Source organism: Pseudomonas sp. SIMBA_041, from assembly GCF_046535095.1.
GTDB lineage: Bacteria > Pseudomonadota > Gammaproteobacteria > Pseudomonadales > Pseudomonadaceae > Aquipseudomonas > Aquipseudomonas mucoides.
In genome coordinates this window covers 494,266-521,145 of the sequence record NZ_JAWRXJ010000001.1, presented here as the reverse complement: position 1 = coordinate 521,145, position 26,880 = coordinate 494,266, and the positions used below count along the sequence as shown (strand labels likewise).

Here is a 26,880-nt window from a genome sequence, read left to right as displayed (position 1 = left end):
CCGCGCGAGTTTTCAGCTCTGACAGCGAGGGCAAAAGACGCTGGCGCGCTGCCCGAGCTTCACATCCCGCAGCTCCGTGCCGCAGACCTTGCAGGGCTCATGGCCCCGGCCATACACGAACAGTTCCTGCTGGAAGTAACCCGGCTGGCCGTCACCGCCGATAAAGTCGCGCAACGTGGTGCCGCCGCGCTCGATGGCGGCGGCGAGGATGCGTTTGATCTCGATCGCCAGTTTCAAATAACGCGCCCGGGAAATGCTCTTGGCTTCGCGGCGCGGATCAATGCCGGCGGCGAACAGCGCTTCGGTCGCATAGATATTGCCAACGCCCACCACCACGGCGTTATCCATGATGAACGGCTTGACCGCCATGGAGCGTCCGCGAGACTGCTGGAACAGGCGCTCGCCATCGAACAGGTCGGTCAATGGCTCAGGCCCGAGGCGAATCAGTAATTCGTGGTTGAGCGGGTCAAGGCTCCAGAGCATCGCGCCAAACCGTCGCGGATCGGTGTAACGCAGTGCCAGGCCGGATTCCAGCTCGATGTCCACATGCTCATGCTTGGCCGCCGGCAGGCCGGCTTCCACCAGCCGCAAATTCCCCGACATGCCCAAATGGCTGATCAACGTGCCGACTTCGGCATTGATCAACAGGTACTTGGCGCGCCGTTCCACCAGCACGATGCGCTGCCCGGACAACCGCACATCAAGGTCTTCGGGAATCGGCCAGCGCAGCCGCCGGTCACGCACGATCACCCGGCTGACCCGTTGGCCTTCCAGGTGCGGCGCAATTCCGCGGCGGGTGGTTTCGACTTCCGGCAGTTCAGGCATGGTGCACTCGAATCAGGCTATCCGGCTCTCAGCGATGAGCGCCAAGGTCGCGAATGGTTTGCTTGAGCGTCTCGAAGTCGTAATCCGAGAGGCCGACATAGTCGAGCACCAGAGGCCCGATGCTGTTCCATTCGTGGTCTTCGTTCTGGTTGCCCAGCACTCGATAGGACGCACAAATGTGTTCGGCCATCTTGAGGATCGCCAGCAGGTTCTTGAGCTGGGCATTGCGCGACGACTCATCGCTGAAAATCGCCAACGCGTTGTGGTGATTGGCGATTGCGGCGGTTACGTGGTCCGGCAGGCGCCAGGATTTGGCGGTGTAATAACCGACCACGGCGTGGTTGGTGTTGAACACGCGGTTCTCGGTGTCCACCACCCGGCATTCGGCGCTGGCGTTGGCATATGCCTCTTCCAGAACCGTCATGTAGTTGGGGAAACGCTGCAGCATCAGCGGCACACCGCAATCGTGGAACAGGCCCAGCGCGTACGCTTCGTCGCCGGCCTGGGCACCAATGCGCTTGGCCAGCGTCAGGCAGGTCATTGCCACATCCTGAGCCGTGTCCCAGAAGCGGTTCAAGGTGACGATGGTGTCGTCATTCATCTCGCCCTTGATCGACTGGGCGTTGATCAGGTTGATGATTGAACGGCTGCCCAGCAGGTTCACCGCCCGCTGGATCGAAGCAATCTTGTTGCTCAAGCCGTAATACGGCGAGTTGACGATCTTCAGCAAGGCGCCAGAAAGGCCCGGGTCTTGGGAGATCAGCTTCGCGATCACTTCCAGGTCCGGGTCGGGCATGTACTGCTCCATCTGCAAATCCACCATGATTTGCGGCTGGGCGGGCACGCTGATGCCTTGCAGGGACTGTTGGATCTGTTCGGTAGTCAGCTCTTGGGACATAAGTACACACTCTGGGCCAGGCGCAGATTCTAGCTTCTAAAAGTTGGATCCGACACCTTGGAGGGCGCATCTGCTGAAGTTTCATCTTTGGCGCGACCTTCACCGCATGTCCATCCACCAAACCGTGGCCTTGCGCAACACGCTATACTCCCGCTCTTTTTTCCGGAGCGACGTCATGTCCCTGCCTAGCCTGCGCCTCAAAGCCAACGCCGACCGTCGCCTGCGAAACGGCCACTTGTGGGTCTACAGCAACGAAATCGATGTCGCCGCCACCCCATTGCACGGCTTCAAGGCCGGTGATCAGGCGATCCTCGAAGCCGCCGGCGGCAAACCGCTGGGCATTGTTGCCATGAGCCCGAACAACCTGATCTGCGCCCGCCTGCTGTCGCGCGACATCAAGTTGCCGCTGGACAAGTCGTTGCTCGTCCACCGTATCAACGTCGCCCTGTCGCTGCGCGATCGCCTGTTTGACAAGCCGTTCTATCGCCTGGTCTACGGCGATTCCGACCTGCTGCCAGGCCTGGTGGTCGACCGTTTTGGCGACATCCTCGTGGTGCAGATCGCCTCGGCGACCATGGAAGCCCATAAAGAAGACGTGATCGCCGCGTTGACCCAAGTGCTCAAGCCAAGCGGCATTCTGTTCAAGAACGACTCCGCCGCCCGTGATGCCGAAGGCCTCAACCGCTACGTCGAAACCGTGTTCGGCCTGGTGCCGGAGTGGGTAGCGCTGGAAGAAAACGGCGTGAAATTCGAAGCACCGGTCATGCAAGGCCAGAAAACCGGCTGGTTCTACGACCACCGCATGAACCGTGCACGCCTGGCCCCGTATGCCAAAGGCAAACGCGTACTGGACCTGTACAGCTACATCGGTGGCTGGGGTGTACAAGCGGCCGCCTTCGGCGCCAGTGAAGTGTTCTGCGTCGACGCGTCGGCCTTCGCCCTCGACGGCGTCGAGCGTAACGCCGTGCTGAACGGTTTCGCCGACAAAATGACCTGCATTGAAGGCGACGTGTTCGAAGCCCTCAAAGAGCTGAAAGCCAGCGAAGAACGTTTCGACGTGATCGTGGCCGACCCGCCGGCGTTCATCAAACGCAAGAAAGACATGAAGAACGGCGAAGGCGCCTACCGTCGCCTGAACGAGCAAGCCATGCGCCTGCTCAGCAAAGACGGCATCCTGGTGAGCGCTTCGTGCTCGATGCACCTGCCCGAAGATGACCTGCAAAACATCCTGCTGACCAGCGCGCGTCACCTGGACCGCAACATCCAGTTGCTGGAGCGCGGCGCTCAGGGCCCGGACCACCCGGTTCACCCGGCCATCGCTGAAACCCGCTACATCAAGAGCATCACCTGCCGCCTGCTGCCAAACAGCTGATCACGCCGGTTTGACGGGGAGCCCATCGGCTCCCCGTTCTATTACTCGATATTAATTTCTACAACTTCCTACACTTGCAATCCTTTCGACTTGCAGGACATTTCTCTGTGCTTTGCACTTTGGAGAATATGCCTTACAAAATTCAGGTGTCATTTCGATTGATCCGACAGAATAACTAGAACATTCCTACTCAATCTCTCCTTGATAAGAATTCATTACCAACTATGATTGAGTTGTCACATTGAAGTGACGCTCATTATCAATGACAAGGAGTTACAAACATGAAAGCAATTACTCTGGAAGCAAACACCATCGCCAACCTGGCTTTTCTGGTTGCGCCGAAAGCCCGCTAAGTAAATGAAGCGCTGGGGAGTGCCGGCTACCCAGCGTTCTCTAAGAAAAACCCCAGAGTGAACCGCCCATCATGCAGATAAACCCTTATCTCTTCATACTTCCGCGCACGCCCGATCAAATAGTATGGGATTATAAAAATCACAAACAGTACGAACTGAATCTTGACTATTCAACCCGACTGGCAGAACTGACCAACAACCCGAACAAATTCAATCACAACAACAGTATAGACACCCAACTTCTCGAAGCAGGAATACTCACAACATCCCCCCCCACTCTTATTGAATGGGGCTGGGATGAACTGTCGAAAATATTCCATATCGGCACCAAGAACATCCCTTGCCAACATACCCCACAAGATATTCATGAATGGTCCAGAGAATATCTGAACCATTGCAGCGAAGTACTGGCCACACCGCCCCCGGACACCCGTCTGGCGGAACGTCTGGCAGACGAAAAGATTTCATTGCCGAAACCTGGATGCCTGCCGCAAAGCACTCTGGCAAATACCCTGATTGACCGAAAAACCTGCCGAACCTTCACCGGCGAGCCCCTCTCACTCGAAGCGGTCAGCACGTTGCTCTACTTGTCCCTCGGTTACTTGCGAGAACGTGAGGACGACGTCGACGAAAGCATCGCCGAAGGACTTGGCGCCCGCCGCACCAGCCCCTCCGGGGGTGGGCTAAACGCCTGTGAAGGCTTCCTGCTCGTACAAAACGTCAGCGGCCTGAAACCTGGGCTCTATGCCTACCATCCAAGCGAACATGCGTTGAGCTTCGTCAACCCGCTGCCAGGTCGACCGCTGGGGCAACTGCTGTGCGGGCAACACTTCATCAATAACCTGCCGGTGGGCCTGTTCATCACCAGTCGATTCGACAAACTGTGGTGGAAATATGAACACTCACGCGCCTATCGAATGGCCTACGTTGAAGCCGGGCATATTTCCCAGACCTTTCAGTTGGTGGCCACCTCGCTCGGCTTTAACACCTGGCTGACCGGCGCCCTGACCGATGATCAGGTCGAGACGCTGCTCGGCCTCAATGACAGCGCAGAACAGCCTTTGTTTTTTGTCGGTTGCGGCAACAGCGACGGGGACGTGCTGTGCAAGGAACTGAAAACGTTGCTGAACCGAAAGGCCCCGCAATCATGACCGACACCCGCCTTGAACAGGCAACACTTCCCACTGGCTGGGCCGATCGCTTTACCCTCGGCGACTGGGATAACCGCGCCGCGGTGCGAACCAGCAAACACACCTATTTATTGCCGCCCGATATTGAACAGCAACTGGAAACCCGGCATTGGTTCCCGCCCGCCTTCCTGCCGTATTTGAACCACCCGGCCGTCAAAGACGAGGGCCGGGCGATCACTCATCGACTGTCGGCCAATCATCTGGTGTATTTCCTCGACTACACCACCTTGCTCGAACACCGTATCGTTAATCGATCTGTCGAAACCATCGTCCATGACGAACTCGGTGTGAGCATTCCCCCGCGGATGAAAAACGCTGCGCTGCAGCTCTACACCGACGAGGGCTATCACGCCCTCTTTTCCAATGGCCTCGCCGAGCAGATTGCCGCGTTCTACGGCATGTTCGATCGGCCCGTCATGCCGCAGCGAATCACCCGGCTGCACGCCCTGCTCGAGCGCACACCTGACAAGCACAAGCCGCTGGCCTGGTTCCTCACCGGTTTCGTCTCCGAGACAATCATCGCCAAGGATCTGCTCGACATCTGTCGCGATGCGTTGGTGGACGGCGTTCAGGAAATGCTCAGGGACCACCTCGCCGACGAGGCGCGACACAGTCGCTATTTCTGCGAAGTGTTCCATTATCTGTGGCTGCACCTGACCAGCGCCCAACGCCTGTTCTGCGCGGGTCTGCTCCCGGAGCTCATTCGGGTTTTCTTTGAGATCGATGAGCATTGGCTGAGGGCAAGCTTTCGCGGTGTCGGCCTCAGGGAGACAGTCTGCCTGGAAATCACTGAAGGACTGTCCGATGCGCATGCCACTCTGCAACGGACCCGTTCGGGCGCCAGCGCGACCCTGAGCGCCCTGAAAAACGCCGGGTTCTTCGACCTGCCTTACAACCGGAAACTCTTCACCAAAGCCGGGCTTCTTGATGAATAGTGTTATCGACGCAACCCAGGTCAAAGAAAGCCGGGCCATGGTCATTCTGTTGATGGCCATGACGCTGCTTGCTGTTTTCCCCCTCGACGTCGTGCTTCCTTCCTTTCCCGCGCTCTCCGACCACTTCCGCACTACGCCTGTCGATATAGCGTTGTCCGTCAGCCTCTTTGCCATCGGCCTGGCGTTTTCACTGCTGCTGATCGGGCCGCTGTCCGACAGGTTCGGCCGCAAAAAACTGCTGCTAGGGGGAATTGCTCTGGCTGCCCTGGGTGCAACAGGTTGTCTGCTCGTCAGCGATTACGCCTGGTTTCTGTTCTTTCGCGTTATACAGGCGATGGGCTGCGGGTCGTTTGCCTTGTCACAGGCACTGGTCCAGGACCTGTTCTTCGGCCGCGAACTGGAACGACTGCGAATCTGGATGGCAACCGCCGGCGGGATATTCATTTCCAGTTCGCCGCTGATCGGCACCTGGCTACAGTTGCATGTGGGCTGGCAGGGCAGTTTTTATGTGTTCATCGGCCTGGCCATTATTGTCTGGTTGAGGTCCTGCTTCCTGCTGAAAGAAAGCCGTAGCAGTGTTCCATCGCCCCGGCGAATCTTCGGCGCTTATTGGCTGCTGCTTGGCGACATCCGCTTTACGGGTTACTGGCTGATATCCGGTCTCGCCTTCGCCTGCCATTTCTCGTTCATTGTCATTTCCCCACTCCTGTTCATGGAGCACCTGAAGCTTTCCGCCTATCAGTTCGCCTGGGCGCTGTTGCTGTACGGCGTCGCGTATGTGGTCGGCGGAATTATCGCCAGCCTCCTGCATCGCCATATGGAGGGCGACAGGCAAATCAATATCGGCTTGGGCCTGATTGCCCTCTCGGGCCTGGTGATGCCATGGCTGGTCTGGCAGTTTGGCCTGTCCGCCGCCACGGTGCTGATTCCCATGCTGATCTGTACTGCCGGCACCACCATTTGCCGCCCCATCGCCAACTCCAGGGCGATGAGCCTCTACCCCCAATACGCGGGTACCGCGACCTCGGCCGGCAGCCTGCTGATTTTCATGTGTGGCGGCTTGATCAGCGCCGTGATCAACCTGGCCAGCGCCTACCTGACCACGGCCCTGGCCGTGTGCTTTTTGATTTTGAGTGCGGTGGGTATCGGCCTGAACGCCCTGATCAGTCGCCGCTAACTGCGCATCAGGGCAACATGCCGACAACCCTGTCCACACGTCTTGTCAGCACTATCTCCAAAGCGGCAGCCATTCCCTCCTGACGCCAGCCGTGTAGAATCGCGACATTCATCGCCAGTCATCCCCCGGCGGGTTTATGAGCTCAAGCTGAAGCGCGCGGCGATCCCGCAAAGTTATCGGCAACTTCCGGACACACGGCCATTTCTGAGTGTTCCAGACGTCAATAGAAGCTCACTTCCCTTTTGATAACTGATTAACCGCCCGGAGTGCTTCATGCCTGATTACCGCTCGAAAACATCCACCCACGGTCGCAACATGGCCGGCGCCCGCGCACTGTGGCGCGCCACGGGGATGAAAGATGACGACTTCAAAAAGCCGATCATCGCCATTGCCAACTCCTTCACCCAGTTCGTACCGGGCCACGTCCACCTCAAGGACCTGGGCCAACTGGTCGCCCGCGAAATCGAACGCGCCGGCGGTGTAGCCAAAGAATTCAACACCATCGCCGTGGATGACGGCATCGCCATGGGCCACGACGGCATGCTGTATTCGCTGCCGAGCCGGGAGATCATCGCCGACTCCGTCGAGTACATGGTCAACGCCCACTGCGCCGACGCCATCGTCTGCATCTCCAACTGCGACAAGATCACCCCTGGCATGTTGATGGCGTCCCTGCGCCTGAACATCCCGGTGATCTTCGTGTCCGGCGGCCCGATGGAAGCCGGCAAGACCAAACTGGCCAGCCACGGTCTCGACCTCGTCGACGCCATGGTGATCGCCGCCGACTCCAGCGCTTCTGACGAGAAAGTCGCTGAGTACGAGCGCAGCGCCTGCCCGACGTGCGGTTCGTGCTCCGGCATGTTCACCGCCAACTCAATGAACTGCCTGGTCGAAGCCCTGGGCCTGGCATTGCCGGGCAACGGTTCGACCCTGGCCACCCACAGCGACCGTGAGCAATTGTTCCTGCAGGCCGGGCGCACCATCGTCGAGCTGTGCAAGCGTTATTACACCGAGAACGACGAGTCGGTACTGCCGCGCAACATCGCCAACTTCAAGGCGTTCGAAAATGCCATGACGCTGGACATCGCCATGGGCGGTTCCACCAACACCATCCTGCACTTGCTGGCCGCGGCCCAGGAAGCCGAGATCGATTTCGACCTGCGCGACATCGACCGCCTGTCCCGTCACGTGCCGCAACTGTGCAAAGTCGCGCCGAACATCCAGAAGTACCACATGGAAGACGTGCACCGTGCCGGCGGGATCTTCAGCATCCTCGGCTCCCTGGCCCGTGGCGGCCTGTTGCACACCGACCTGCCGACCGTGCACAGCAAGACCCTGGCCGAAGGCATTGCCAAGTGGGACATCACCCAGACTGACGACGAAGCGGTGCATCACTTCTTCAAGGCCGGCCCGGCAGGCATTCCGACGCAAACCGCGTTCAGTCAGTCGACCCGTTGGGAAACCCTCGACGACGACCGTGAAAACGGCTGCATCCGCAGCGTCGAGCACGCTTACTCGAAAGAAGGCGGCCTGGCCGTCCTCTACGGCAACATCGCATTGGATGGCTGCGTAGTGAAAACCGCGGGCGTCGACGAGTCGATCCACGTCTTCGAAGGCAACGCGAAGATCTTCGAAAGCCAGGACAGCGCCGTACGCGGCATCCTCGCTGACGAAGTGAAGGCCGGCGACATCGTGATCATTCGTTACGAAGGCCCGAAAGGCGGCCCGGGCATGCAGGAAATGCTGTACCCGACGTCTTACCTGAAATCCAAAGGCCTGGGCAAAGCCTGCGCCCTGCTCACCGACGGCCGCTTCTCCGGCGGCACCTCGGGCCTGTCCATCGGCCACGCTTCGCCAGAAGCAGCAGCGGGCGGTGCGATTGGTCTGGTGCAGGACGGCGACAAAGTGCTGATCGACATTCCAAACCGCTCGATCAACCTGTTGATCAGCGACGAAGAAATGGCCGGGCGTCGTGCCGAGCAAGATCAGAAAGGCTGGAAGCCTGTGGAAAAACGTCCACGCAAGGTGACCACCGCACTGAAAGCCTACGCCCTGCTGGCGACCAGCGCCGACAAGGGTGCTGTACGTAACAAGGCGATGCTCGACGGGCTGTAAGCGTCAATCGCAGAAATAAAAATGCCCCGCCAAGTGCGGGGCATTTTTTTGACCACGATCCCCCAAACACTGGAGATCAACGGTGGGAACTGGCTTGCCTGCGATGCGGACAACTCGGTCTATCTGACTAACCGCGTCGAGGCTATCGCAGGCAAGCCAGCTCCCACATGGACCGTGCGTTTACCTTTACTGGATCTCTTCCGGTTTCACGATCACCCAGTTCTTGTCCGCCGTAACCTCAAGCCCTTCCTTGGCCTGGGCCGCCGCATTCTTGGCCATCATGCCGTTAATCTGGGTCATGTATTTGTCCTTGCGGTTAACCCACAAGTGAATGCCACCCTTGGCCACGTCGACGCTGTGGAACAGCATGTAACCATCGCTGCTCGGGGTGTCGCCGCCAACCAGGACCGGTTTTTTCCACTCATCGATGTAAGTCAGGATCGCTGCTTGCTTACCCGCCATCCAGGTCGCAGGGGTCCACAGGTACGGGGTCAGTTCAAGGCCAAGGTTAGCCTTCTCGTCATACTTGCCGGCGGTGATCTGTTTGCGCGCGGTGGTCAGCTCGCCAGACTTCGGATCCTTCAGCAGCAGGCTCACGCCGATGACGTTCTGCGGTTTGACGTTGTAGCCGTACTTCGGATCGGAAGCGACCATGCGCACCAGCTCTTCGGAGGCGGCGGTCATCACATAGACCTCGATGCCGTTCTCCATCAGCTTGTTGTACAGCTCAGCCTGGCCGGTGAAGACTTTCGGCGGGTTGACGTCGAGTTTCTTGACCACATCACCGTCGTAGTAAGTAGCCGGCACCGGTTTGCCGGACGCCATCAGCTCGTCGACATAACCTTTGAGTTCTTTAAGGGTGAAGCCGGAGAACACTTGCGCAACCCATGGGTAGCACACCATGTCGTCAATTTCGCAGAGGCGGTAGTAGTAGCTGAACAGGCTTTCCTTGTGGTCAGCAGTGTCCTTGAACGGAATCAGTTTCAGGGAAGGGTCGAGTTTGTCGCGGGTGATCAGGCCCTTGTTCTCCATATAGGGCAGCAACGACTCTTCGAGGTCGTAGCGGTAACTGGTGTTGTCCATGTCGAACACCGCGTAGTTACCTTTGTTGGCGTTGGCGGCAATCATTGCATCCAGCGCCTTGGCCTGATCGGCTGGCCAGTGTTTCAAATCGGTGGCGAATGCCTGGCCCGCAAGGCCCAGGCAAATGGCTGCAGCCAGCATTTTTGGTATGAATTTCATCGACGACTCTCCCTGAATGTGAAAGACATCGACGCTAACAAATAAGTGTGACAGTCCTCGTCTGTCAGCGACCGTTACCGTACCCATCGCGCCAGCTGCATCCCCGACAGCGACACCGGCTTATTCCAAAAACGACAGTTCACCTCTGATTTTGGTATTAATTCATTAGATATCAAGCTGTTAGGCTTTCCGGTTCGCGGCTGCCCCGGAAGGTAGCTGGCACATGTCTGATCGGAGTTTTTATGAATCTGCCGCTGATCCTCAATCTGCTGGTGTTCCTTGCCCTGCTTTTTGGCCTGGCACAAACCCGCCACACCACCTGGAGCCTGGCAAAAAAAGTCCTGCTCGCCCTGGTGTTGGGCGTGGTGTTTGGTGTGGCGCTGCACACCGTTTATGGCGCCGGCAATCCGGTCCTGAAAGCCTCGATCGGCTGGTTCGATCTGGTGGGTAACGGTTACGTGCAGTTGCTGCAAATGATCGTGATCCCGCTGGTGTTCGCCTCGATCCTCAGCGCCGTGGCCCGTCTGCACAATGCGTCGTCATTGGGCAAGATCAGCTTCCTGACCATTGGCACGCTGCTGTTCACCACCGCCATCGCGGCGTTGATCGGCATCGGTCTGACCAACCTGTTTGGCCTGACCGCCGAAGGCCTGGTGGCCGGCACCCAGGAAATGGCGCGCCTGCAAACCATCCAGACCGACTACGCCGGCAAGGTAGCGGACCTGAACGTGCCGCAGCTGTTGCTCTCGTTCATCCCGCAAAACCCGTTCGCCGATCTGGCGCGCGCCAAACCGACCTCGATCATCAGCGTGGTGATTTTTGCGACTTTCCTCGGCGTCGCCGCCTTGCAATTGCTCAAGGATGACGTCGAGAAAGGTCAGAAAGTGATCAACGCCATCGACACCCTGCAAGCCTGGGTGATGCGTCTGGTGCGCCTGGTGATGAAACTGACCCCGTACGGCGTGCTGGCGCTGATGACCAAAGTGGTCGCCGGTTCCAACCTGCAAGACATCATCAAGCTCGGCAGTTTTGTCGTGGTGTCCTACATCGGCCTGGGCCTGATGTTTGTGGTCCATGGTCTGCTGGTGTCGGCGGCCGGGATCAACCCGTTGCGGTTCTTCCGCAAAGTCTGGCCGGTGCTGACGTTTGCGTTCACCAGCCGCTCGAGCGCGGCGACGATTCCGTTGAGCATCGAAGCACAGACCCGCCGTTTGGGTATTCCGCAATCCATCGCCAGCTTCGCCGCGTCGTTCGGAGCGACCATTGGCCAGAACGGCTGTGCCGGTCTGTACCCGGCGATGTTGGCGGTGATGGTCGCGCCGACCGTGGGCATCAACCCGCTGGACCCGCTATGGATCGCGACGTTGGTAGCGATCGTGACGCTGAGTTCGGCCGGTGTGGCGGGTGTGGGCGGCGGGGCGACATTCGCCGCGTTGATCGTGTTGCCGGCGATGGGCTTGCCGGTGTCACTGGTGGCGTTGCTGATTTCGGTCGAACCGCTGATTGACATGGGACGCACGGCGCTGAACGTCAGTGGATCGATGACGGCGGGGGCGATTACCAGCCAGATCATGCAGCAGACGGATAAAGAATTGCTGGATGCGGATGAGCATTCGGAGTTGGCTCACGCTTAAGTCTTCATCAACAGGACCGGCCCCATCGCGGGCAAGCCCGGCTCCCACAGGGATCAGTGGTGCTCACACATTGTGTGTTTCACCTCAAACCTCTGTAGGAGCCGGGCTTGCCCGCGATGCTTTTAGGCTTTTTCCCAGACTTCGAAGTTGTATGCCGGCTTATCGCCTTCAGCTGGATTCGGGGTGTTGGACACCAATTTCCACTGGCCCAAATCAAACTCCGGAAACCACGCATCCCCTTCCGGGCTCAGCGCCACGCGGGTCAGATACAACCGGTCCGCCTGCGCCATCCCCTGCGCATACAACTGCGCGCCGCCAATCAGCATCAGCTCATCGACGCCCTGCGCCTTCGCCCATTCTTCGGCGCGAACCACCGCGGCTTCGAGCGACGGGTAAACCTCGGCGCCTTCCAGCACCAGGTCCGCCTGACGGCTGACCACGATGTTCAACCGGCCCGGCAGCGGCCGACCGAGGGAATCCCAGGTCTTGCGCCCCATGATGATCGGCTTGCCCAGGGTGGTGGCCTTGAAGTATTTGAAGTCCCCCGGCAAGTGCCAGGGCATGCTGTTGTCGACGCCGATCACGCGGTTTTCACCGAGGGCTGCGATCAGGCTGAGGGGAAGTGATTTAGTCATGCCGGCGAGGATACCAGAGCCATCCGTACCCCGATAAGCGCCACAGCGGTTATGCTCACAGCTCAATGGAGCGATGGGATCGCGCGTGACTGAACTGACTGGACTGCAAAATCTCTGGCTGACCGAAACCGTGCGTCTGCGTGAAGAACACGCCGGCCCGCTGGAAGACACGGAAGCCAACCGACTGGCCCGAAGTGCTGGTGGTGACTTGTCGACACGGATTCAACGGCGGGCCGTGTGGCTGGCCGAACGCGATGGTTTGGCCAACGCCCTGCAACACTGGCTGCAAGGTGCGCGACTGGCGCTGATCGTGATGGCGGTGCTGGCCGTGGTGAGCGGTGCCGGTCTGGCTTTCGCCGCTATGGGTGACGGGCAAACCCCGGTGAATGTGTTCTGGGCCCTGGGCAGTCTGCTCGGGCTGAACCTGATTCTGTTACTGAGCTGGGCGCTGGGCCTGATGTTCGCGGGTGAACACGGCGCCACCCTCGGGCGCTTATGGTTGTGGCTCAGCGAAAAACTCGCCCGCGACGCCAAAGCCGCGCAACTGGCCCCGGCCCTCCTGCTGTTATTGCAACGGCACAAACTCAATCGCTGGGCGGTCGGTACGCTAATCAACGGTTTGTGGCTGCTGGCGATGCTCAGCGCCTTGGCGATTCTGCTGACGCTGATGGCGACCCGACGCTACGGCTTCGTCTGGGAAACCACCATTCTGAGCGGCGACACCTTCGTCGCCATGACTCAGGCCCTCGGCGCGCTCCCGGCCCTGCTCGGCTTCAGCGTGCCTACCGTGGAAATGATCCGCGCCAGCGGCGATGCCGCGCTGAACATCGAAAGTGCTCGACAGGCCTGGGCCGCCTGGCTGGTTGGCGTCCTGTTGATCTACGGTGTGCTGCCGCGTTTGCTGCTGATGCTGTTTTGTCGGTGGCGCTGGAAAACCGGCCAGGCAAAACTGCATCTGGACCTGAACCTGCCCGGCTACGCCCAGTTGCGCGAGCGATTGATGCCCACCAGCGAACGCCTGGGCATCAGCGACGCCGCACCGGAGAAACTGCATCGCGTCGAAAGCGGTGTCACCGACCAGCAAAGCGACGGTGCCCTGCTGGTCGCCATCGAACTCGATGACCAACGCCCGTGGCCACCGCAATTGCCGAAGACCGTGGGCAACGCCGGAATACTCGACAGCCGTGAATCGCGCCACCGACTCCTCGAACAATTGAGCCGCTTTCCGCCCGCACGCCTGCTCATCGCTTGCGACCCGCGGCGCTCGCCGGACCGCGGCAGCCTGGCGCTGATCGCCGAACTGGCGCGCAATGCTGCCGCCACTCGCGTCTGGCTGCTGCAAGCGCCACCCGGCGAAGCGCTGGACGCCGAACGGCTGGGTGACTGGCACGTCGCATTGCAGCAACTGGAGTTGCCGTTCGCCGATTGTGCGCCGATGAACTGGCTGGAGACCGGTCATGAGTAACGCCTGGAAGGCCCCGTTGAAGCTCGCTGTGGTTGGCCACACCAACGTCGGCAAAACCTCATTGCTGCGCACCCTGACCCGCGATGTCGGCTTCGGCGAAGTGTCCCATCGTCCCAGCACCACGCGTCACGTCGAAGGCGCACGCTTGTCGGTGGAGGGCGAGCCGCTGCTCGACCTCTACGACACCCCCGGCCTCGAAGACGCCATCGCCCTGCTCGACTACCTCGAACGCCTGGAGCGTCCCGGCGAACGCCTCGACGGCCCGGCGCGCCTGGCGCGATTCCTTGAGGGCAGCGAAGCCCGGCAGCGCTTTGAGCAGGAAGCCAAAGTGCTGCGGCAACTGCTCACCTGCGACGCCGGCCTCTACGTGATCGACGCTCGCGAACCGGTGTTGGCCAAGTACCGCGACGAACTGGAAGTGCTGGCCAGTTGTGGCAAGCCGCTGCTGCCGGTGCTGAATTTTGTCAGCAGCGCCAACCACCGCGAGCCGGATTGGCGTGAAGCGTTGGCGCGTTTGGGCTTGCATGCACTGGTGCGTTTCGACAGCGTCGCACCGCCGGAGGATGGCGAACGTCGCCTCTATGAAAGCCTCGCGCTGCTGCTGGAAAATTCCCGTGAACAGCTTGAACGCTTGATCGCCGATCAACAGGCCCAGCGCCTCGCCCGTCATCAGAGTGCAGTCCGGTTGATTGCCGAATTGTTGATTGATTGCGCCGCCTGCCGACGCAGCGTCGCCAGCGATGCAGAGCAGGAACGGCACGCCATCAGCGAACTGCACAAAGCCGTGCGCCAGCGCGAACAACGCTGCGTTGAAGCGCTGCTCAAGCTTTACGCCTTTCGCCCACAGGATGCGGCGGCCAGTGATTTACCGCTGCTCGATGGCCGTTGGGGCGATGATTTGTTTAACCCGGAAACCTTGAAACAGCTGGGTGTACGGGTCGGCAGCGGGATCGCCGCTGGCGCGGCAGCCGGGGCCGGGGTCGACTTGCTGGTGGGCGGCCTGACCCTGGGTGCGGCAGCATTGGCCGGCGCGATTGCCGGTGGCGCACTGCAAACCGCGCGCAGCTATGGCAGCCGGTTAATCGGCAAGATCAAAGGCCAGCGAGAACTGACCATCGATGACAGCGTATTGCGGTTGTTGGCGTTGCGTCAGCGTCAGCTGTTGCAGGCGCTGAACGCGCGCGGGCATGCGGCCATGGACAGCATTCAGGTCGCCACGCCCCAGGACAAGACCTGGCGCGAAGGCAAGTTACCCGAGGCACTGAACAAGGCGCGGGCGCATCCGCAGTGGTCGTCGCTGAATCCACAGGTGAAGTTGAATCAGGCGCAAAGGCAGGAGCAGGTAGAGGTATTGGCGCAGCAGTTGTGAGCCTTGATGCCTGGGGTGTTTGGGCGGCCCCTTCGCGAGCAGGCTCGCGCCCACATGGGAATGCGTTCCCCCTCTAGGAGTGAGCCTGCTCGCGATGGCAGCCACCTGGTCATGAGGCTCTACTCCGCCAACAGTCGCGCCGCCTTTTCTTTCAAGAGACGAAGGTCCATCACCGGTACGCCCATGCCCTTGGCCAACTCATCCCACTGCCGCATGCGCAAACTGACCTCGCACAGAGGGTCCTGTTCGAAGGCTTCGGCCTCAGCCGGTGTCATCACTCCACCCTGATACTCCAACGTGCGACGGCTGGCCTCACTCAAGCGCTCGTAGTACCCCGGCTCTTTGAGCGTCAGATAACGCTTGGCCTGCACGTGGTATTCCACCAGTCGCGCCATGCGTTCGCCGAAACCGGCACGGCGCAGGTAATCGGCACCTAGTCGTTCGTGGCTGACCACGCCAAAGCCGCCCATGTTCTCGGTGCTTTCGGCGCAGATGTGCCCGATGTCGTGAAAAAAAGCAGCCAACACCACTTCATCATCGAAGCCTTCGGCCATCGCCAATTGTGCGGCCTGAGACATGTGCTCGATCTGCGACACCGGTTCGCCGATGTAGTCGCTGTCGCCAAAACGCTCGTACAGACCGAACACGTCGGCAATCACCTGTTCGTGGTTGCTCATCACCGCTCTCCCAACAAAGTCGCCACATTACGTTCAGCCATTGCAGGCCCGACGCTCATACCGACGCCGGTGTGCATCAGCGCCACGCTCAATCCCGGTGCCGGACGCAGGAACGAAAACGGCCCCGGCCCCCGTGAACCATAGACACCCTGCCAGCGTTCGATCACTTGCACCTTGCAGCCCAGCGTCTGTTCGGCCAGTTCGATCATCCAGTCGTCCACTTGCTCGGCGTTGAACGGCGATGGATCGCTGCCGTAATGGTGGGAGTCGCCGATGATCAATTCGCCGTACGGCGTCGGGCTGATCAGCAGGTGAATGCCGTTGTCATGCAGGTGCGGCTCGTCTCGCAGAATTTGCGCCTGCACCGCCGCCGCTTCCGGCAGATCGGCAAAGGCGCCGTAATGCACGCAACTCAAACCGGTGAGCAACGCGTGTTGCAGGTTGAGGTTGATCTGCGGGCGGGCGCGAAGCATTTGCAGGCGACAGATTTGCGGGTTGAGTGCTGCAATCTGTTCGGCCAGCAACGTCTGATAATCGTGGCCGGAACAGACGATGATCTGCTCGGCGCTGAAAGTGCCGGCGGTGCTGTGCAAGCGGCCCGGTTCGATGTCACGGACCAGGGTCGAAAAGTGAAAGGTCACGCCGCGTTCGCGGTGCAGGTAGTCGATCAGCGCCGGAATGGCTTCGCGGGAATACAACTGCTGATCGTCCATCCCGTGCAACGCGGCGCGGTGATGGGTGAACTGGCCGCGGTACAGATCACGCAAGGCAGCGCCGCGCAGCAGTTCGACGCGGTAGCTGTGCTCCACGGCGCGACCGGCGCAGAACGCTTCCAGCAGGTGTTCTTCGGCTTCGGTGCGGGCGAACAGGTATGAGCCGTTGCGCTTGAGTTGCAGGCCGGCGAGTTGTGCCCATTGGCCCCAGATCTCGCGGCTGGCCTTGGCCAGTTCAAGCATCGGGCCCGGCGGCTGGCCGGTGACGAGGGCCTGGCCGAAGTTGCGCACCGAGGCGCCCAAGGGCGTTTCGCTGCGTTCGAAGACGGTGACTTTCAGACCGCGTCGGGCGGCGGCGTAGGCGTGGGACAGGCCGAGGATGCCGGCGCCGACGATCAGCAGGTCGTTGTGTTGTGTCATGGCGTAATCCCGCTTTTTGTGGCGAGGGAGCTTGCTCCCGCTGGGGCGCGTAGCGGCCCTGAAAATGGGCCTGCTGCGCAGTCCAACGGGAGCAAGCTCCCTCGCCACAGAATGTGAGTCGGTTACTTGGCAACCACTTTCTCGGACTTGCCGTCATAGCGCTTGCGCCATTCGGTCAGGATCTCGTCACGGTTCTTGGAAGCCCAGGCAAAGTCGTTCTTGATCAGACGCTGCTCATAATCCGCCGGCAATTCAGTCTGCGGCTTGGCGATACCCGGCTGAGCCAGTACCGCGAAGTTCTCTTTGTAGAGCTCCATCGCCGCAGGGCTTGCCGAGAAGTCAGCCAGTTTCTTCGCCGCCTCTTCATGCGGCGTGCCTTTGATCACAGCCGTTGCCTCGATCTCCCAGCCCAGGCCTTCTTTCGGCAGGATGATGTCCAGCGGTGCGCCTTGGCGCTTCAGCTGCACGGCCGGATATTCAAAGGAAATACCGATCGGGAATTCGCCGGCAGCCGCCAGTTTGCAAGGCTTGGAGCCGGAGTGAACGTACTGGCCGATGTTCTGGTGCAGGTCGTCCATGTACTGCCAGCCCTGCTTCTCGCCGAAGGTTTGCAGCCAGGCGCTGACGTCGAGGAAGCCGGTGCCGGACGAGGCCGGGTTAGGCATCACGATTTTGCCTTTGTACTCAGGCTTGGTCAGGTCTTGCCAGCTCACGGGTTTGCTCAGGCCCTGCTTCTCGGCTTCGACGGTGTTGAAGCAAATGGTCGCGGCCCAGACATCCATGCCGACCCAGGCGGGTGGGTTGGCGGCGTCGCGGTAGTTGCCGCCGATTTTGCCCAGGTCTTTCGGCGCGTAGCTTTGCAGCATGCCTTGCTGGTCGAGGATCGCCAGGCTCGAAGCGGCCAGGCCCCAGACGGCGTCGGCTTGTGGGCGAGCTTTTTCGGCCAGCAACTTGGCAGTGATGATGCCGGTGGAATCACGTACCCACTTGATCTCGACGTCCGGGTTGGTCTTTTCGAAAGCGGCCTTGTAAGCGGTCAACTGCTCGGCTTCGAGGGCGGTGTACACCGTCAACTCGGTTTTCGCCGCGAAGGCGTTCAGGCTAAAAGCGGAGAGAACAGCAGCGGCCAGGGCCAGGGGCTTGAACATGATCGTTTTCCTGTTTTTTGAGTTGAGGCTTGAGGGTTGAGTCACGGGCAGAATCAGTGGCCAGGCGCGGTCTGCCGCCAGGCTTGGGAACGGCGCAGCAAACCGCGCGAGGCCCAGGCCAGCAGCAGGGACACACCCGCCGAGGTGAACAGAATCAGGGTCGACATCGCCGCCGCGCCGCCGACGTTGCCGGCGTCGTCCATGTTCAGCACCGCCACCGCCGCGAGGATGGTGTCGGGGCTGTAGAGGAAGATCGCCGCCGAGACAGTGGTCATGGCCGAGACGAACAGGTAGCGCACGATGTCCAGCAGCGCCGGCAGGCAGATCGGCACGGTGACGCGCAGGTAGTGTCGATACAGCGGCGCCTTGAGCGACAGCGCGGCGGCTTCAAACTCGGCGTCGAGCTGACGCAGTGCGGTGGTGGCGGTCATCTGCGCGGTGGTCAAATAGTGAGCAATGGTGCAGACCACCAGCAAGGTCATGGTCCCGTAAAGCACATGCAGCGGGTTGCCGGTGAGGTTGAAGAAGAAGACGTAACCCAGGCCCAGCACCAGTCCCGGCACCGCCATCGGTACGAAACTGAGCATGCGCAAGGTGAGATTCAGTCCGCGCTGGCCCTTGGTTTTTTCCATCAGGTAAGCGCCGGTGAAGATCAGCACGCTGCCGATCAACGCCGTGCACAACGCCATCTTCACGCTGTTGCTATACGCCAGCCAGCCGCCACCCGCCGTGTCGTTGAACTGGTAGTGGTTGAGCGAGAGCGACAGGTTGTACGGCCAGAATTTGACCAGCGAAGAGAAGATCGCCATGCCGAACACCAACAGCAACGCCGCGCTGATCAGCAACACGATGCCCAGGTAGCAGCCGTCGCGCAGTTTCGATGGCGCGGGTTTGAAGACTTGCGCACGCCCGCTCATGGCGTCGCCCTGACGTCGACGCAACCACGCATCGACGCCGAAGCTGAACAGCGCCGGCAACAGCAGGACCATGCCGATCAACGCGCCGCGACCGAATTGCTGCTGGCCGACCACCGCTTTATAGGCTTCCAGCGCCAGCACCTGGTAGTCGCCACCGACCACCACAGGCACGCCGAAGTCGGTGATGGTCAACGTAAACACCAGGCAGAACGCGGCGAACACAGCCTGACGCGTCGCCGGCCAGGTAATGCTGCGGAAAGCTTTTGCCGGACTCGCACCCATGCTGGAGGCAGCATCGAACAGTCGCGCATCCGCCAGGGACAGCGCCGACAGCAGGATCATCAAGGCGTGTGGGAAGGTGTAGATGACCTCGCCGAGCACAATGCCCCAGAAGCCGTAGATGTTGTCCGAGAGCAAACCACGCAACATGCCCTGGTTGCCGAACAGATAGACCAGTGCAATACCAGGCAGCATCGACGGCGCCATCAACGGCAGCAGCGAAATCCCACGCCAGATGCCTTTGCCGGGAATCAATGTGCGTTGCAGGGAGTAGGCAAACAGATAGGCCAGCGGTACGACAATCGCCGCGACGCTGAGGGAAACCTTGAGGCTATTACCCAACAGCCAGTGAAAATTTTCGCTGGTGACCAACTCCCGTGCGGCCACCAGACCACCGCCCTGCCCGGCTTCGGAGCTGAAGCCGCGCCAGAAGATCGCCAGCAACGGCATCAACACCGCGACGCCGAGCAATACCAGCAACAGGACTTTGCCGCCGACCACGAACACCCGGTCGCCGATTTCGGCACGGGAGGTCTGCCGAACCTGCTTGTGCGGTATCGGCAGCGCGATGTTCGCGCTCATCAGGCAAACACCTGCAGGCTGCGCGGCGGCAAGGCAACCATGATCTGCTGGGCGCCGAGGCGCGGCATGGCTTCCGGTGCCAGTTCGGCGAGCAACGGATGGCCCGGCAATTGGTCGAGTTCGAAGCTCATGCGGCAGCGGTTGCCGAGGAAAGTAATCTCGCGAACCTTGGCCGGGAACAGGTTTTCTTCATGCACCAGCGGGTTGACGTTGATCGCCTCCGGGCGGCAGAACAAACGGCCCGACGCAGTTTTTGCGCTGCCATCGGCCAGGCGCATGTTCAGCCCGCCGACCTGGGCGTGGCTGTCACTGCTGCGGCGAAACGGCAGCCAGTTACCCTGGCCGACGAACTCCGCCACAAACGGCGTGGCCGGACGGTCGTAGATTTCCTGCGGCGTGGCGTACTGCTCGACCTTGCCGTTGTTCATCACGGCGATGCGGTCGGCCATCAGCATGGCTTCGTCCTGATTGTGCGTGACCATCAGGGTGGTGATGCCAAGGTTGCGCTGCAATTGGCGCAGTTCGGTGCACAGGTGCTCGCGAACCCGGGCGTCGAGTGCCGACATCGGTTCGTCCAGCAGCAATAACGAAGGCGCCGGCGCCAGGGCCCGAGCCAGGGCGACGCGTTGCTGTTGGCCGCCGGACAATTGGCCGGGGTACTTTTTCTCGCTGCCGATCAGGCCGACCAGTTCCAGCATCTGACCGACACGCTTGCGCACTTCGTCGCGACCGCTGCCGGCGAGGCCGTAGGCAATGTTCGCTTCGACGGTGAGATTGGGGAACAGTGCGTAGGACTGGAACAGAATGCCGTAGTCCCGCGCCTGGGGGGCCAAGTGGGAAACGTCGCGATCACCGAGGTACAACTCGCCGCTGTCCTGTTTTTCCAGGCCGGCGATGCAGCGCAGCAAGGTGGTTTTGCCACAACCCGACGGGCCCAGCAGACACACCAGTTCGCCGGCCGCCACGTCGAGGGAAACGTTATCCAGCGCAGTAAAGGCGCCGAAGCGTTTCTGTACGCCGCGCACCTTCATCGGGGCGCCGGGGTTGGTCAGGGCAGTTGCGATCGAGTGGTTCATGGACAGGCCTCATCAAGCAGATGAAGGCCATCCTAGGGATGCAATGCGTCCGTCATGTGGCAGTGAGGCAAAAATGGCTGATAGTGGTATTCAGGGATTTTGGTTCACCGTCGATCGTTCCCACACTCTGCGTGGGAAACGATCATCAGGCAGGTGCCATTTCCTGCGCCAACCCGAGAAACGCCGCTGGCAGCCGCGCGCCTTTGCGCTCCTTGAGGCAATACAGGTACTCGGGAATCTGCGGCGCATTCTCGATGGTCAGCACCCGCAGTTGCGGATCGTGCGGCACTTCCTGCCGGGCAATGATGCTGATGCCGATGTTGCGCAGCACCGCCTCCCGGATCGATTCACGGCTGCCAATCTCCAGCAGCGGCCCGAAACTCACCCCGGCGCTGGCCAGCAATTCTTCCGTCAGACGCCGAGTGGTCGAGCCCGATTCGCGCATCAACAACGTATGCCCGGCCAATGCGCTCAGCGGCACATGGTCGTGAACCGCCAGCGGATGATTGCGATGCACCGCCAACACCAACGGATCGCTGCCCAGCACCCGGCGAATCAACCGCGCATCGTCGAGCAATTGCGAGGACGCCGCGACATCCACCCGGTAGTCCTCCAGCGCTTCGAGCACTTGTTGGGAATTGCCGATTTCCACCGACACTTCCACTTGCGGCAGGCGCTCGCGAAAGGCCTTCACCAGATCAAGGATGTAATACGGCGCCGTGGCCGCGATGCGCAACGTGCCCTGGACCTGACCGCTGTTGCGCAGGAAAAACTCGATGTCGGCTTCCTGCTGCAACAATGCCTTGACCATCGGCAGCAGCCGCGCGCCTTCTTCGCTGACGCTGAGGCGGCGGCCGCCACGGTAGAACAGTTCAACCGAGTACTGACTTTCCAGATGGCGGATCTGCGTCGTCACCGTGGGCTGGCTCAGGCCAAGCTTCTTCGCCGCCAGGGTAATGCTGCCCAGGCGGGCCACCATGTAAAACGCCTTCAGCTCGGCACTCAGCACACCCGCTCCTCATCGCTTATTTGCGCAACAGGCGCAAACCATTGAACACCACCAACAGGCTCACGCCCATGTCGGCGAACACCGCCATCCACATGGTAGCGATCCCGGCGAAGGTTACCCCAAGAAAGATCGCCTTGATGACCAAAGCGAGGGCGATGTTCTGTTTCAGGATGCTGGAGGTCTGGCGCGACAAGCGGATGAACGCCGGAATCTTGCGCAAATCGTCGTCCATCAAGGCGACATCAGCGGTCTCGATGGCGGTATCGGTACCGGCCGCCGCCATGGCAAAGCCGATCTCGGCCCGGGCCAGCGCCGGCGCGTCGTTGATGCCGTCGCCGACCATGCCGACGTTATGGCCCTGTGCATAAAGGGCTTCGATGGCTTGCAGTTTATCGGTCGGCAGCAGGTCGCCCTTGGCCTCATCGATACCGACTTGTGCGGCAATCGCCTGCGCGGTGTGGACGTTATCGCCGGTGAGCATCAGGGTTTTCACGCCCAGCTCATGCAACTGGCGGATCGCTTCACGGCTGCTCTCTTTAACGGTGTCGGCCACGGCGAACAGCGCCAGCGGACCCGACGGGTCGAGCAGCAGCACCACGGACTTGCCCTGCTTCTCCAGCGCGAACAGTTTTTCTTCCAGTTGCGGCGAGCACAGGCCCAGCTCTTCGACCAGACGATGATTGCCCAAGTGGTAGGTCTGGCCGTTGACTTGCCCCTTCACACCGCGACCGGCCAGCGCTTCGAAGTTATCCACAATCAGCGGCGCAAATTGTTTATCGGCAGCCGCGTTGGCAATGGCCAGCGACACCGGGTGATCCGAGCGACCGGCCAGCGCTGCGGCAATCGCCGGGGCAGTGGCGTCTGCGGTGGGCTCAAGCGACAAATAATCGGTCTGCACCGGTTTGCCATGGGTAATCGTGCCGGTCTTGTCCAAGGCCAAGTAATCGAGCTTGTAACCGCCCTCCAGATAGACGCCGCCCTTGACCAGAATCCCTTTGCGCGCCGCCGCCGCGAGGCCGCTGACGATGGTCACCGGAGTGGAAATCACCAACGCGCATGGGCAAGCCACCACCAGCAACACCAGCGCGCGATAGATCCAGTCAAACCAGACGGCGCCCATGAACAGCGGCGGAATGACCGCGACCGCCAGAGCAAGAATGAAGACCGCCGGGGTGTAGATTTTGGAAAACTGGTCGACGAAACGCTGGGTCGGCGCCCGGGCACCCTGAGCCTGTTCGACGGCGTGGATAATGCGCGCCAGCGTCGAGTTGTTGGCCGCTGCGGTCACCGCATATTCCAGAGACCCCGCCTGATTGATGGTGCCGGCGAAAACTTTGTCGCCGACGGTCTTCTCCACCGGCAGGCTTTCGCCCGTGATCGGCGCCTGATCGATGGTCGAACTGCCCGACACGACTTCGCCGTCCAGGCCAATCCGCTCGCCGGGACGCACCCGCACTCGCGCACCGAGCTCGATGGTTTTGACCTCTTGCGTGACCCAGCTGCCGTCGGCTTGCTGCACCGTCGCCTGTTCCGGGGTCATCTGCATCAAGCCGCCAATGGCGTTACGCGCCCGGTCCAGCGATTTGGCTTCGATCAACTCGGCCACGGTGAACAGGAACATCACCATCGCCGCTTCCGGCCATTGCCCGATCAGGATCGCGCCGGTGACCGCGATGCTCATCAACGCGTTGATGTTCAGGTTGAGGTTCTTGAGCGCGATCCAGCCTTTCTTGTAAGTGGTGAGGCCGCCACTGAGGATCGAAATCAGCGCGATGATCGCCACCACCCAGTCCGGCGCGGCGCTAGTGAAGTGGATCACTTCTGCCGCCAGCGCCCCCACGCCGGACAGTGCCAGAGGCCACCAGTGCTTTTTCTCGGGGATCGGCGCGGGCGCTTCGACGCCCTGCTCCAGCCGTTCGGCCACCATGCCCAGCGACTTGATCGCCTCGATGATCGGCGCAGTGCTCGGCAGGTCGTGGGTCACGCCCAACACCCGATTGATCAGGTTGAATTCCAGCTGTTGCACACCCGCAAGCTTGCCCAGTTTGTTCTGGATCAGCGTCTGCTCGGTCGGGCAGTCCATGGCGTCGATGCGGAAGCTGCTCAGCCGCGCACCGGCGGTTGGCGTTTCGCTCAACTTGATCAGCGATGGCGCCGCCACTTTGGCGGAACAGCAGGAATCACCGTGCCCGCCATGCTCATGTTTCTGCACAGGCTGCAGTTTGTGGCTGTGATCGTGCCCAGCCTCGTGTGTGTGGGTGTGTCGGGAATCGCTCATCGGGTCGCGTCCATGAAGGTGCCTGTTGCCAAGTAAAGACCCTGTAGCCACTATAGGGTCAAGCACCCATTTGGAGATTGCCGTCATGAAGATCGGAGAACTGGCCAAACTCACCGACTGCGCCGTCGAAACCATCCGCTATTACGAGCGCGAAAACCTGCTGCCGGAACCGGCCCGCAGCGACGGCAACTACCGCGTCTACACCCAGGCCCACGCCGAACGCCTGACCTTCATCCGCAACTGCCGCACCCTCGACATGACCCTCGAAGAGATCCGCAGCCTGCTGGCCTTGCGCGACAGCCCGCAGGATCAGTGTGAAAGCGTGAATGCGCTGATCGATGAGCACATTCACCACGTCAAGGCGCGGATTGATGGGTTATTGGCATTGCAGACACAACTGCTCGACCTGCGCCAACGCTGTGGCGAAGGGCCGGAGATTGATCAGTGCGGGATTTTGCAGCGGTTGGAAGTGAGTGGCGGGGTTGTGGCGACGGAGGTTGAGCATTCTCATGTCGGGAGAAGCCACGGGCATTAAAGCCCCCCTAAAACCTGTGGGAGCGGGCTTGCCCGCGATGACGGCGGCACATCCAACGTTGATGTGACTGACAAACCGCTTTCGCGGGCAAGCCCGCTCCCACAGGGTTATGTGTTAAGGCTTAGACCGCCATTGGCGCGGTCATTGGCGCGTGGTGCTGATACCCCTCAAGCGAGAAATCGCCCGGCTCGATCAACTCCAGCCATTCCGGCTGATACACGCCAGTCTTGGCAAACTCCGGTACACGATCACTGATCACCAGTTTCGGCATCGGGAACGGCTCGCGCTTGAGCTGTTCATTCAGCATGTCCAGGTGGTTTTCGTAGACGTGCGCATCACCAATGAAATAGGTGAACCAGCGCGGCGTATACCCGGTCAGGCGACCGATCAGGCTCAGCAGCGCGGCGCCCTCGGTGAGGTTGAACGGTGTGCCCAGGCCCAGGTCGTTGGAGCGGATGTAGAGGGTCAGGGAGATTTCCCTGGTCTCGACATTCGGGTGGAACTGGTACAACAGGTGGCACGGCGGCAGGGCCATTTCATCGAGCTGGGCAACGTTCCAGCCGTGGAACAGGATGCGGCGGCTGCCCGGGTCCTTGATGATGGTGTCGACGCACTGGCGGATCTGGTCGATCGCCTTGTACAGCACCACGTAGGCCTGGCCGTCTTCTTCACCCTCCGCGATCTGGCGGTAGCCCTGACTCAGAGTCTGCTCGATGGCGGCCTGGTTGCTGACCGGGATCTGCTTGTACGCCGGCCATTTACGCCATTGCACGCCGTAGATCTCGCCGAGGTCGTCGTCGCCCTGGCGGAACGGGTTGGCCAGCCACTGCGCGTTTTCGTTGGCGTTCTGGTCCCAGACCTTGCAGCCCAGTGCACGGAATTCGGCGGCGTTGTTCACGCCACGCAGGAAACCGCACATCTCGCCGATGGCCGATTTGAAGGCCATCTTGCGCGTGGTGATCGCCGGGAACCCTTCTTTCAGGTCGTAACGCAGCATCGCGCCCGGAAAGCTGATGGTGTTCACGCCCGTACGGTTGGCTTGCTTTGTGCCGTTCTTGATGACGTGGGCGACCAGTTCGAGATATTGCTTCATGAGTTACCTGTGTCCTTGAACCCGGAGGCCGTCGCCCCCGGGGTTCGAATTTATACGGCTGCCGCTGGGGTCGCCGGGGCGCGGTGATACGCCAACCAGATCAGGAACAGACCACCGACGATCATCGGCACGCAGAGCACCTGACCCATGGTCAGCCAGTTCCAGGCCAGATAGCCCAGTTGCGCGTCCGGTACGCGGACGAATTCGACGATGAACCGGAAGATGCCGTAGAACAGCGCGAACATCCCCGATACCGCCATGGTCGGCCGCGGCTTGCGCGAGAACAGCCACAGGATCAGGAACAGCGCGACGCCTTCCAGCGCGAACTGGTACAGCTGCGACGGATGGCGCGGCAACTGCGACGGATCGCTGAACGGCGGGAAGATCATCGCCCATGGCACGTCGGTCGGCTTGCCCCACAACTCCGCGTTGATGAAGTTGCCGATACGCCCGGCGCCCAGGCCGATCGGCACCATGGGTGCAACGAAGTCCATCAGCTGGAAGAACGACTTGTTGTTCTTCTTGCCAAACCACAACGCCGCCAGCATCACGCCAATGAAACCGCCATGGAACGACATGCCGCCCTTCCACACTTCGAAAATCAGCGTCGGGTTGGCCAGGTAGGCGTGCAGATCGTAGAACAGCACATACCCCAAACGGCCGCCGACAATGACGCCCATCGACATCCAGAAGACCATGTCGGAGAGTTTCTCCTTGGTCCAGGTCGGGTCGAACCGGTTCAACCGGCGGGACGCCAGCAGCCAGGCGCCGCCAATGCCGATCAGGTACATCAAGCCGTACCAGTGGATTTTCAGCGGACCGATGGCCAGGGCCACCGGGTCGATCTGCGGGTAAGGCAGCATTGCGACTCCTCGTTAGAGTTGAAACCAAAATTCCCGGGTGACGCTGCCACCTCAGGATTAAGCCAGGATTGCGAAACGTG

At 60.7% G+C, this 26,880-nt stretch carries 22 protein-coding genes; 9 read left to right on the top strand and 13 right to left on the bottom strand.

Annotated elements, in window-relative coordinates; all coding sequences use genetic code 11:
• Window positions 1-12 precede the first annotated feature (12 nt).
• Window positions 13-825, bottom strand: coding sequence for a bifunctional DNA-formamidopyrimidine glycosylase/DNA-(apurinic or apyrimidinic site) lyase (mutM, locus tag SB725_RS02420; protein WP_027926534.1), 813 nt, complete (start codon window positions 823-825; stop codon window positions 13-15).
• 28 nt (window positions 826-853) lie between these two features.
• A complete protein-coding gene (locus tag SB725_RS02415; protein WP_172825965.1) occupies window positions 854-1,669 on the bottom strand; it encodes an HDOD domain-containing protein in 816 nt (271 codons plus the stop codon).
• Window positions 1,670-1,898: 229 nt separating this feature from the next.
• Between SB725_RS02415 and SB725_RS02410 the strand changes: the two genes are divergently transcribed.
• From SB725_RS02410 to ilvD, 5 genes are all read left to right on the top strand, one after another.
• On the top strand, window positions 1,899-3,095 hold the full coding sequence (locus SB725_RS02410) for a class I SAM-dependent rRNA methyltransferase (protein WP_410921219.1): 1,197 nt from the start codon (window positions 1,899-1,901) through the stop codon (window positions 3,093-3,095).
• Between the two features lie 424 nt (window positions 3,096-3,519).
• Complete coding sequence (locus SB725_RS02405; RefSeq protein ID WP_410921218.1) at window positions 3,520-4,599, top strand: SagB family peptide dehydrogenase; 1,080 nt, start codon at window positions 3,520-3,522, stop codon at window positions 4,597-4,599.
• Window positions 4,596-5,573, top strand: coding sequence for a diiron oxygenase (locus tag SB725_RS02400; protein ID WP_410921217.1), 978 nt, complete (start codon window positions 4,596-4,598; stop codon window positions 5,571-5,573). Before SB725_RS02405 ends, SB725_RS02400 begins: the two co-directional genes overlap by 4 nt.
• Window positions 5,566-6,750, top strand: coding sequence for an MFS transporter (locus tag SB725_RS02395; protein ID WP_050590261.1), 1,185 nt, complete (start codon window positions 5,566-5,568; stop codon window positions 6,748-6,750). The genes SB725_RS02400 and SB725_RS02395 overlap by 8 nt, the downstream gene beginning before the upstream one ends.
• A gap of 273 nt (window positions 6,751-7,023) precedes the next feature.
• Window positions 7,024-8,865: a dihydroxy-acid dehydratase gene (ilvD, locus tag SB725_RS02390; protein ID WP_027926529.1), complete on the top strand. Its 1,842-nt coding sequence runs from the start codon at window positions 7,024-7,026 to the stop codon at window positions 8,863-8,865.
• Window positions 8,866-9,051: 186 nt separating this feature from the next.
• Here ilvD and SB725_RS02385 read toward each other — a convergent pair whose 3' ends face one another.
• A complete protein-coding gene (locus SB725_RS02385; RefSeq protein WP_027926528.1) occupies window positions 9,052-10,107 on the bottom strand; it encodes a phosphorylcholine phosphatase in 1,056 nt (351 codons plus the stop codon).
• Window positions 10,108-10,349: 242 nt separating this feature from the next.
• On the opposite strand from SB725_RS02385, the gene SB725_RS02380 reads away from it, so the two are divergent.
• Window positions 10,350-11,741, top strand: coding sequence for an L-cystine transporter (locus SB725_RS02380; RefSeq protein WP_410921216.1), 1,392 nt, complete (start codon window positions 10,350-10,352; stop codon window positions 11,739-11,741).
• 122 nt (window positions 11,742-11,863) lie between these two features.
• Here SB725_RS02380 and SB725_RS02375 read toward each other — a convergent pair whose 3' ends face one another.
• A complete protein-coding gene (locus SB725_RS02375) occupies window positions 11,864-12,376 on the bottom strand; it encodes a dihydrofolate reductase (RefSeq protein ID WP_059182008.1) in 513 nt (170 codons plus the stop codon).
• Window positions 12,377-12,461: 85 nt separating this feature from the next.
• Between SB725_RS02375 and SB725_RS02370 the strand changes: the two genes are divergently transcribed.
• Complete coding sequence (locus SB725_RS02370) at window positions 12,462-13,841, top strand: DUF2868 domain-containing protein (protein WP_059183048.1); 1,380 nt, start codon at window positions 12,462-12,464, stop codon at window positions 13,839-13,841.
• Window positions 13,834-15,210 (top strand): GTPase/DUF3482 domain-containing protein, encoded by a 1,377-nt coding sequence (locus SB725_RS02365; RefSeq protein ID WP_027926524.1) that lies wholly within the window; start codon window positions 13,834-13,836, stop codon window positions 15,208-15,210. Before SB725_RS02370 ends, SB725_RS02365 begins: the two co-directional genes overlap by 8 nt.
• A gap of 119 nt (window positions 15,211-15,329) precedes the next feature.
• Here the strand turns inward: SB725_RS02365 and SB725_RS02360 are convergent, their stop codons facing one another.
• From SB725_RS02360 to SB725_RS02330, 7 genes are all read right to left on the bottom strand, one after another.
• Window positions 15,330-15,887: a phosphonate degradation HD-domain oxygenase gene (locus SB725_RS02360; RefSeq protein WP_059182007.1), complete on the bottom strand. Its 558-nt coding sequence runs from the start codon at window positions 15,885-15,887 to the stop codon at window positions 15,330-15,332.
• On the bottom strand, window positions 15,887-17,020 hold the full coding sequence (locus SB725_RS02355) for a TIGR03364 family FAD-dependent oxidoreductase (protein WP_410921214.1): 1,134 nt from the start codon (window positions 17,018-17,020) through the stop codon (window positions 15,887-15,889). The genes SB725_RS02360 and SB725_RS02355 overlap by 1 nt, the downstream gene beginning before the upstream one ends.
• A gap of 122 nt (window positions 17,021-17,142) precedes the next feature.
• The gene (locus tag SB725_RS02350) at window positions 17,143-18,168 is read right to left on the bottom strand and encodes a putative 2-aminoethylphosphonate ABC transporter substrate-binding protein (RefSeq protein ID WP_027926521.1); all 1,026 of its coding nucleotides are present in this window, start codon (window positions 18,166-18,168) and stop codon (window positions 17,143-17,145) included.
• 53 nt (window positions 18,169-18,221) lie between these two features.
• Window positions 18,222-19,946, bottom strand: coding sequence for a putative 2-aminoethylphosphonate ABC transporter permease subunit (locus SB725_RS02345; protein WP_410921212.1), 1,725 nt, complete (start codon window positions 19,944-19,946; stop codon window positions 18,222-18,224).
• Window positions 19,946-21,022: a putative 2-aminoethylphosphonate ABC transporter ATP-binding protein gene (locus SB725_RS02340; protein ID WP_194940457.1), complete on the bottom strand. Its 1,077-nt coding sequence runs from the start codon at window positions 21,020-21,022 to the stop codon at window positions 19,946-19,948. Before SB725_RS02340 ends, SB725_RS02345 begins: the two co-directional genes overlap by 1 nt.
• A gap of 145 nt (window positions 21,023-21,167) precedes the next feature.
• Window positions 21,168-22,031 (bottom strand): LysR family transcriptional regulator, encoded by an 864-nt coding sequence (locus tag SB725_RS02335; RefSeq protein ID WP_027926518.1) that lies wholly within the window; start codon window positions 22,029-22,031, stop codon window positions 21,168-21,170.
• A 16-nt stretch (window positions 22,032-22,047) separates the two neighbouring features.
• Window positions 22,048-24,309: a heavy metal translocating P-type ATPase gene (locus tag SB725_RS02330; RefSeq protein ID WP_410921210.1), complete on the bottom strand. Its 2,262-nt coding sequence runs from the start codon at window positions 24,307-24,309 to the stop codon at window positions 22,048-22,050.
• An 85-nt stretch (window positions 24,310-24,394) separates the two neighbouring features.
• On the opposite strand from SB725_RS02330, the gene cadR reads away from it, so the two are divergent.
• Window positions 24,395-24,844 carry a Cd(II)/Pb(II)-responsive transcriptional regulator gene (gene cadR, locus SB725_RS02325; RefSeq protein ID WP_027926516.1) on the top strand — a complete coding sequence of 150 codons (450 nt, stop codon included), beginning with the start codon at window positions 24,395-24,397 and terminating at the stop codon, window positions 24,842-24,844.
• A gap of 121 nt (window positions 24,845-24,965) precedes the next feature.
• Here cadR and SB725_RS02320 read toward each other — a convergent pair whose 3' ends face one another.
• Entirely contained in the window at window positions 24,966-25,937 is a 972-nt protein-coding gene (locus tag SB725_RS02320; protein WP_027926515.1) for a thymidylate synthase, read from the bottom strand.
• 50 nt (window positions 25,938-25,987) lie between these two features.
• Complete coding sequence (gene lgt / locus SB725_RS02315; RefSeq protein WP_059182002.1) at window positions 25,988-26,800, bottom strand: prolipoprotein diacylglyceryl transferase; 813 nt, start codon at window positions 26,798-26,800, stop codon at window positions 25,988-25,990.
• Window positions 26,801-26,880: the final 80 nt, after the last annotated feature.

Excerpts from the sequence above, each read along its gene's own strand:
- mutM (WP_027926534.1), bottom strand. The coding sequence starts at position 825 with ATGCCTGAACTGCCGGAAGTCGAAACCACCCGCCGCGGAATTGCGCCG.
- SB725_RS02410 (WP_410921219.1), top strand. The coding sequence starts at position 1,899 with ATGTCCCTGCCTAGCCTGCGCCTCAAAGCCAACGCCGACCGTCGCCTG.
- SB725_RS02405 (WP_410921218.1), top strand. The coding sequence starts at position 3,520 with ATGCAGATAAACCCTTATCTCTTCATACTTCCGCGCACGCCCGATCAA.
- SB725_RS02400 (WP_410921217.1), top strand. The coding sequence starts at position 4,596 with ATGACCGACACCCGCCTTGAACAGGCAACACTTCCCACTGGCTGGGCC.
- SB725_RS02395 (WP_050590261.1), top strand. The coding sequence starts at position 5,566 with ATGAATAGTGTTATCGACGCAACCCAGGTCAAAGAAAGCCGGGCCATG.
- ilvD (WP_027926529.1), top strand. The coding sequence starts at position 7,024 with ATGCCTGATTACCGCTCGAAAACATCCACCCACGGTCGCAACATGGCC.
- SB725_RS02385 (WP_027926528.1), bottom strand. The coding sequence starts at position 10,107 with ATGAAATTCATACCAAAAATGCTGGCTGCAGCCATTTGCCTGGGCCTT.
- SB725_RS02380 (WP_410921216.1), top strand. The coding sequence starts at position 10,350 with ATGAATCTGCCGCTGATCCTCAATCTGCTGGTGTTCCTTGCCCTGCTT.
- SB725_RS02375 (WP_059182008.1), bottom strand. The coding sequence starts at position 12,376 with ATGACTAAATCACTTCCCCTCAGCCTGATCGCAGCCCTCGGTGAAAAC.
- SB725_RS02365 (WP_027926524.1), top strand. The coding sequence starts at position 13,834 with ATGAGTAACGCCTGGAAGGCCCCGTTGAAGCTCGCTGTGGTTGGCCAC.
- SB725_RS02360 (WP_059182007.1), bottom strand. The coding sequence starts at position 15,887 with ATGAGCAACCACGAACAGGTGATTGCCGACGTGTTCGGTCTGTACGAG.
- SB725_RS02355 (WP_410921214.1), bottom strand. The coding sequence starts at position 17,020 with ATGACACAACACAACGACCTGCTGATCGTCGGCGCCGGCATCCTCGGC.
- SB725_RS02350 (WP_027926521.1), bottom strand. The coding sequence starts at position 18,168 with ATGTTCAAGCCCCTGGCCCTGGCCGCTGCTGTTCTCTCCGCTTTTAGC.
- SB725_RS02345 (WP_410921212.1), bottom strand. The coding sequence starts at position 19,946 with ATGAGCGCGAACATCGCGCTGCCGATACCGCACAAGCAGGTTCGGCAG.
- SB725_RS02340 (WP_194940457.1), bottom strand. The coding sequence starts at position 21,022 with ATGAACCACTCGATCGCAACTGCCCTGACCAACCCCGGCGCCCCGATG.
- SB725_RS02330 (WP_410921210.1), bottom strand. The coding sequence starts at position 24,309 with ATGAGCGATTCCCGACACACCCACACACACGAGGCTGGGCACGATCAC.
- cadR (WP_027926516.1), top strand. The coding sequence starts at position 24,395 with ATGAAGATCGGAGAACTGGCCAAACTCACCGACTGCGCCGTCGAAACC.
- SB725_RS02320 (WP_027926515.1), bottom strand. The coding sequence starts at position 25,937 with ATGAAGCAATATCTCGAACTGGTCGCCCACGTCATCAAGAACGGCACA.
- lgt (WP_059182002.1), bottom strand. The coding sequence starts at position 26,800 with ATGCTGCCTTACCCGCAGATCGACCCGGTGGCCCTGGCCATCGGTCCG.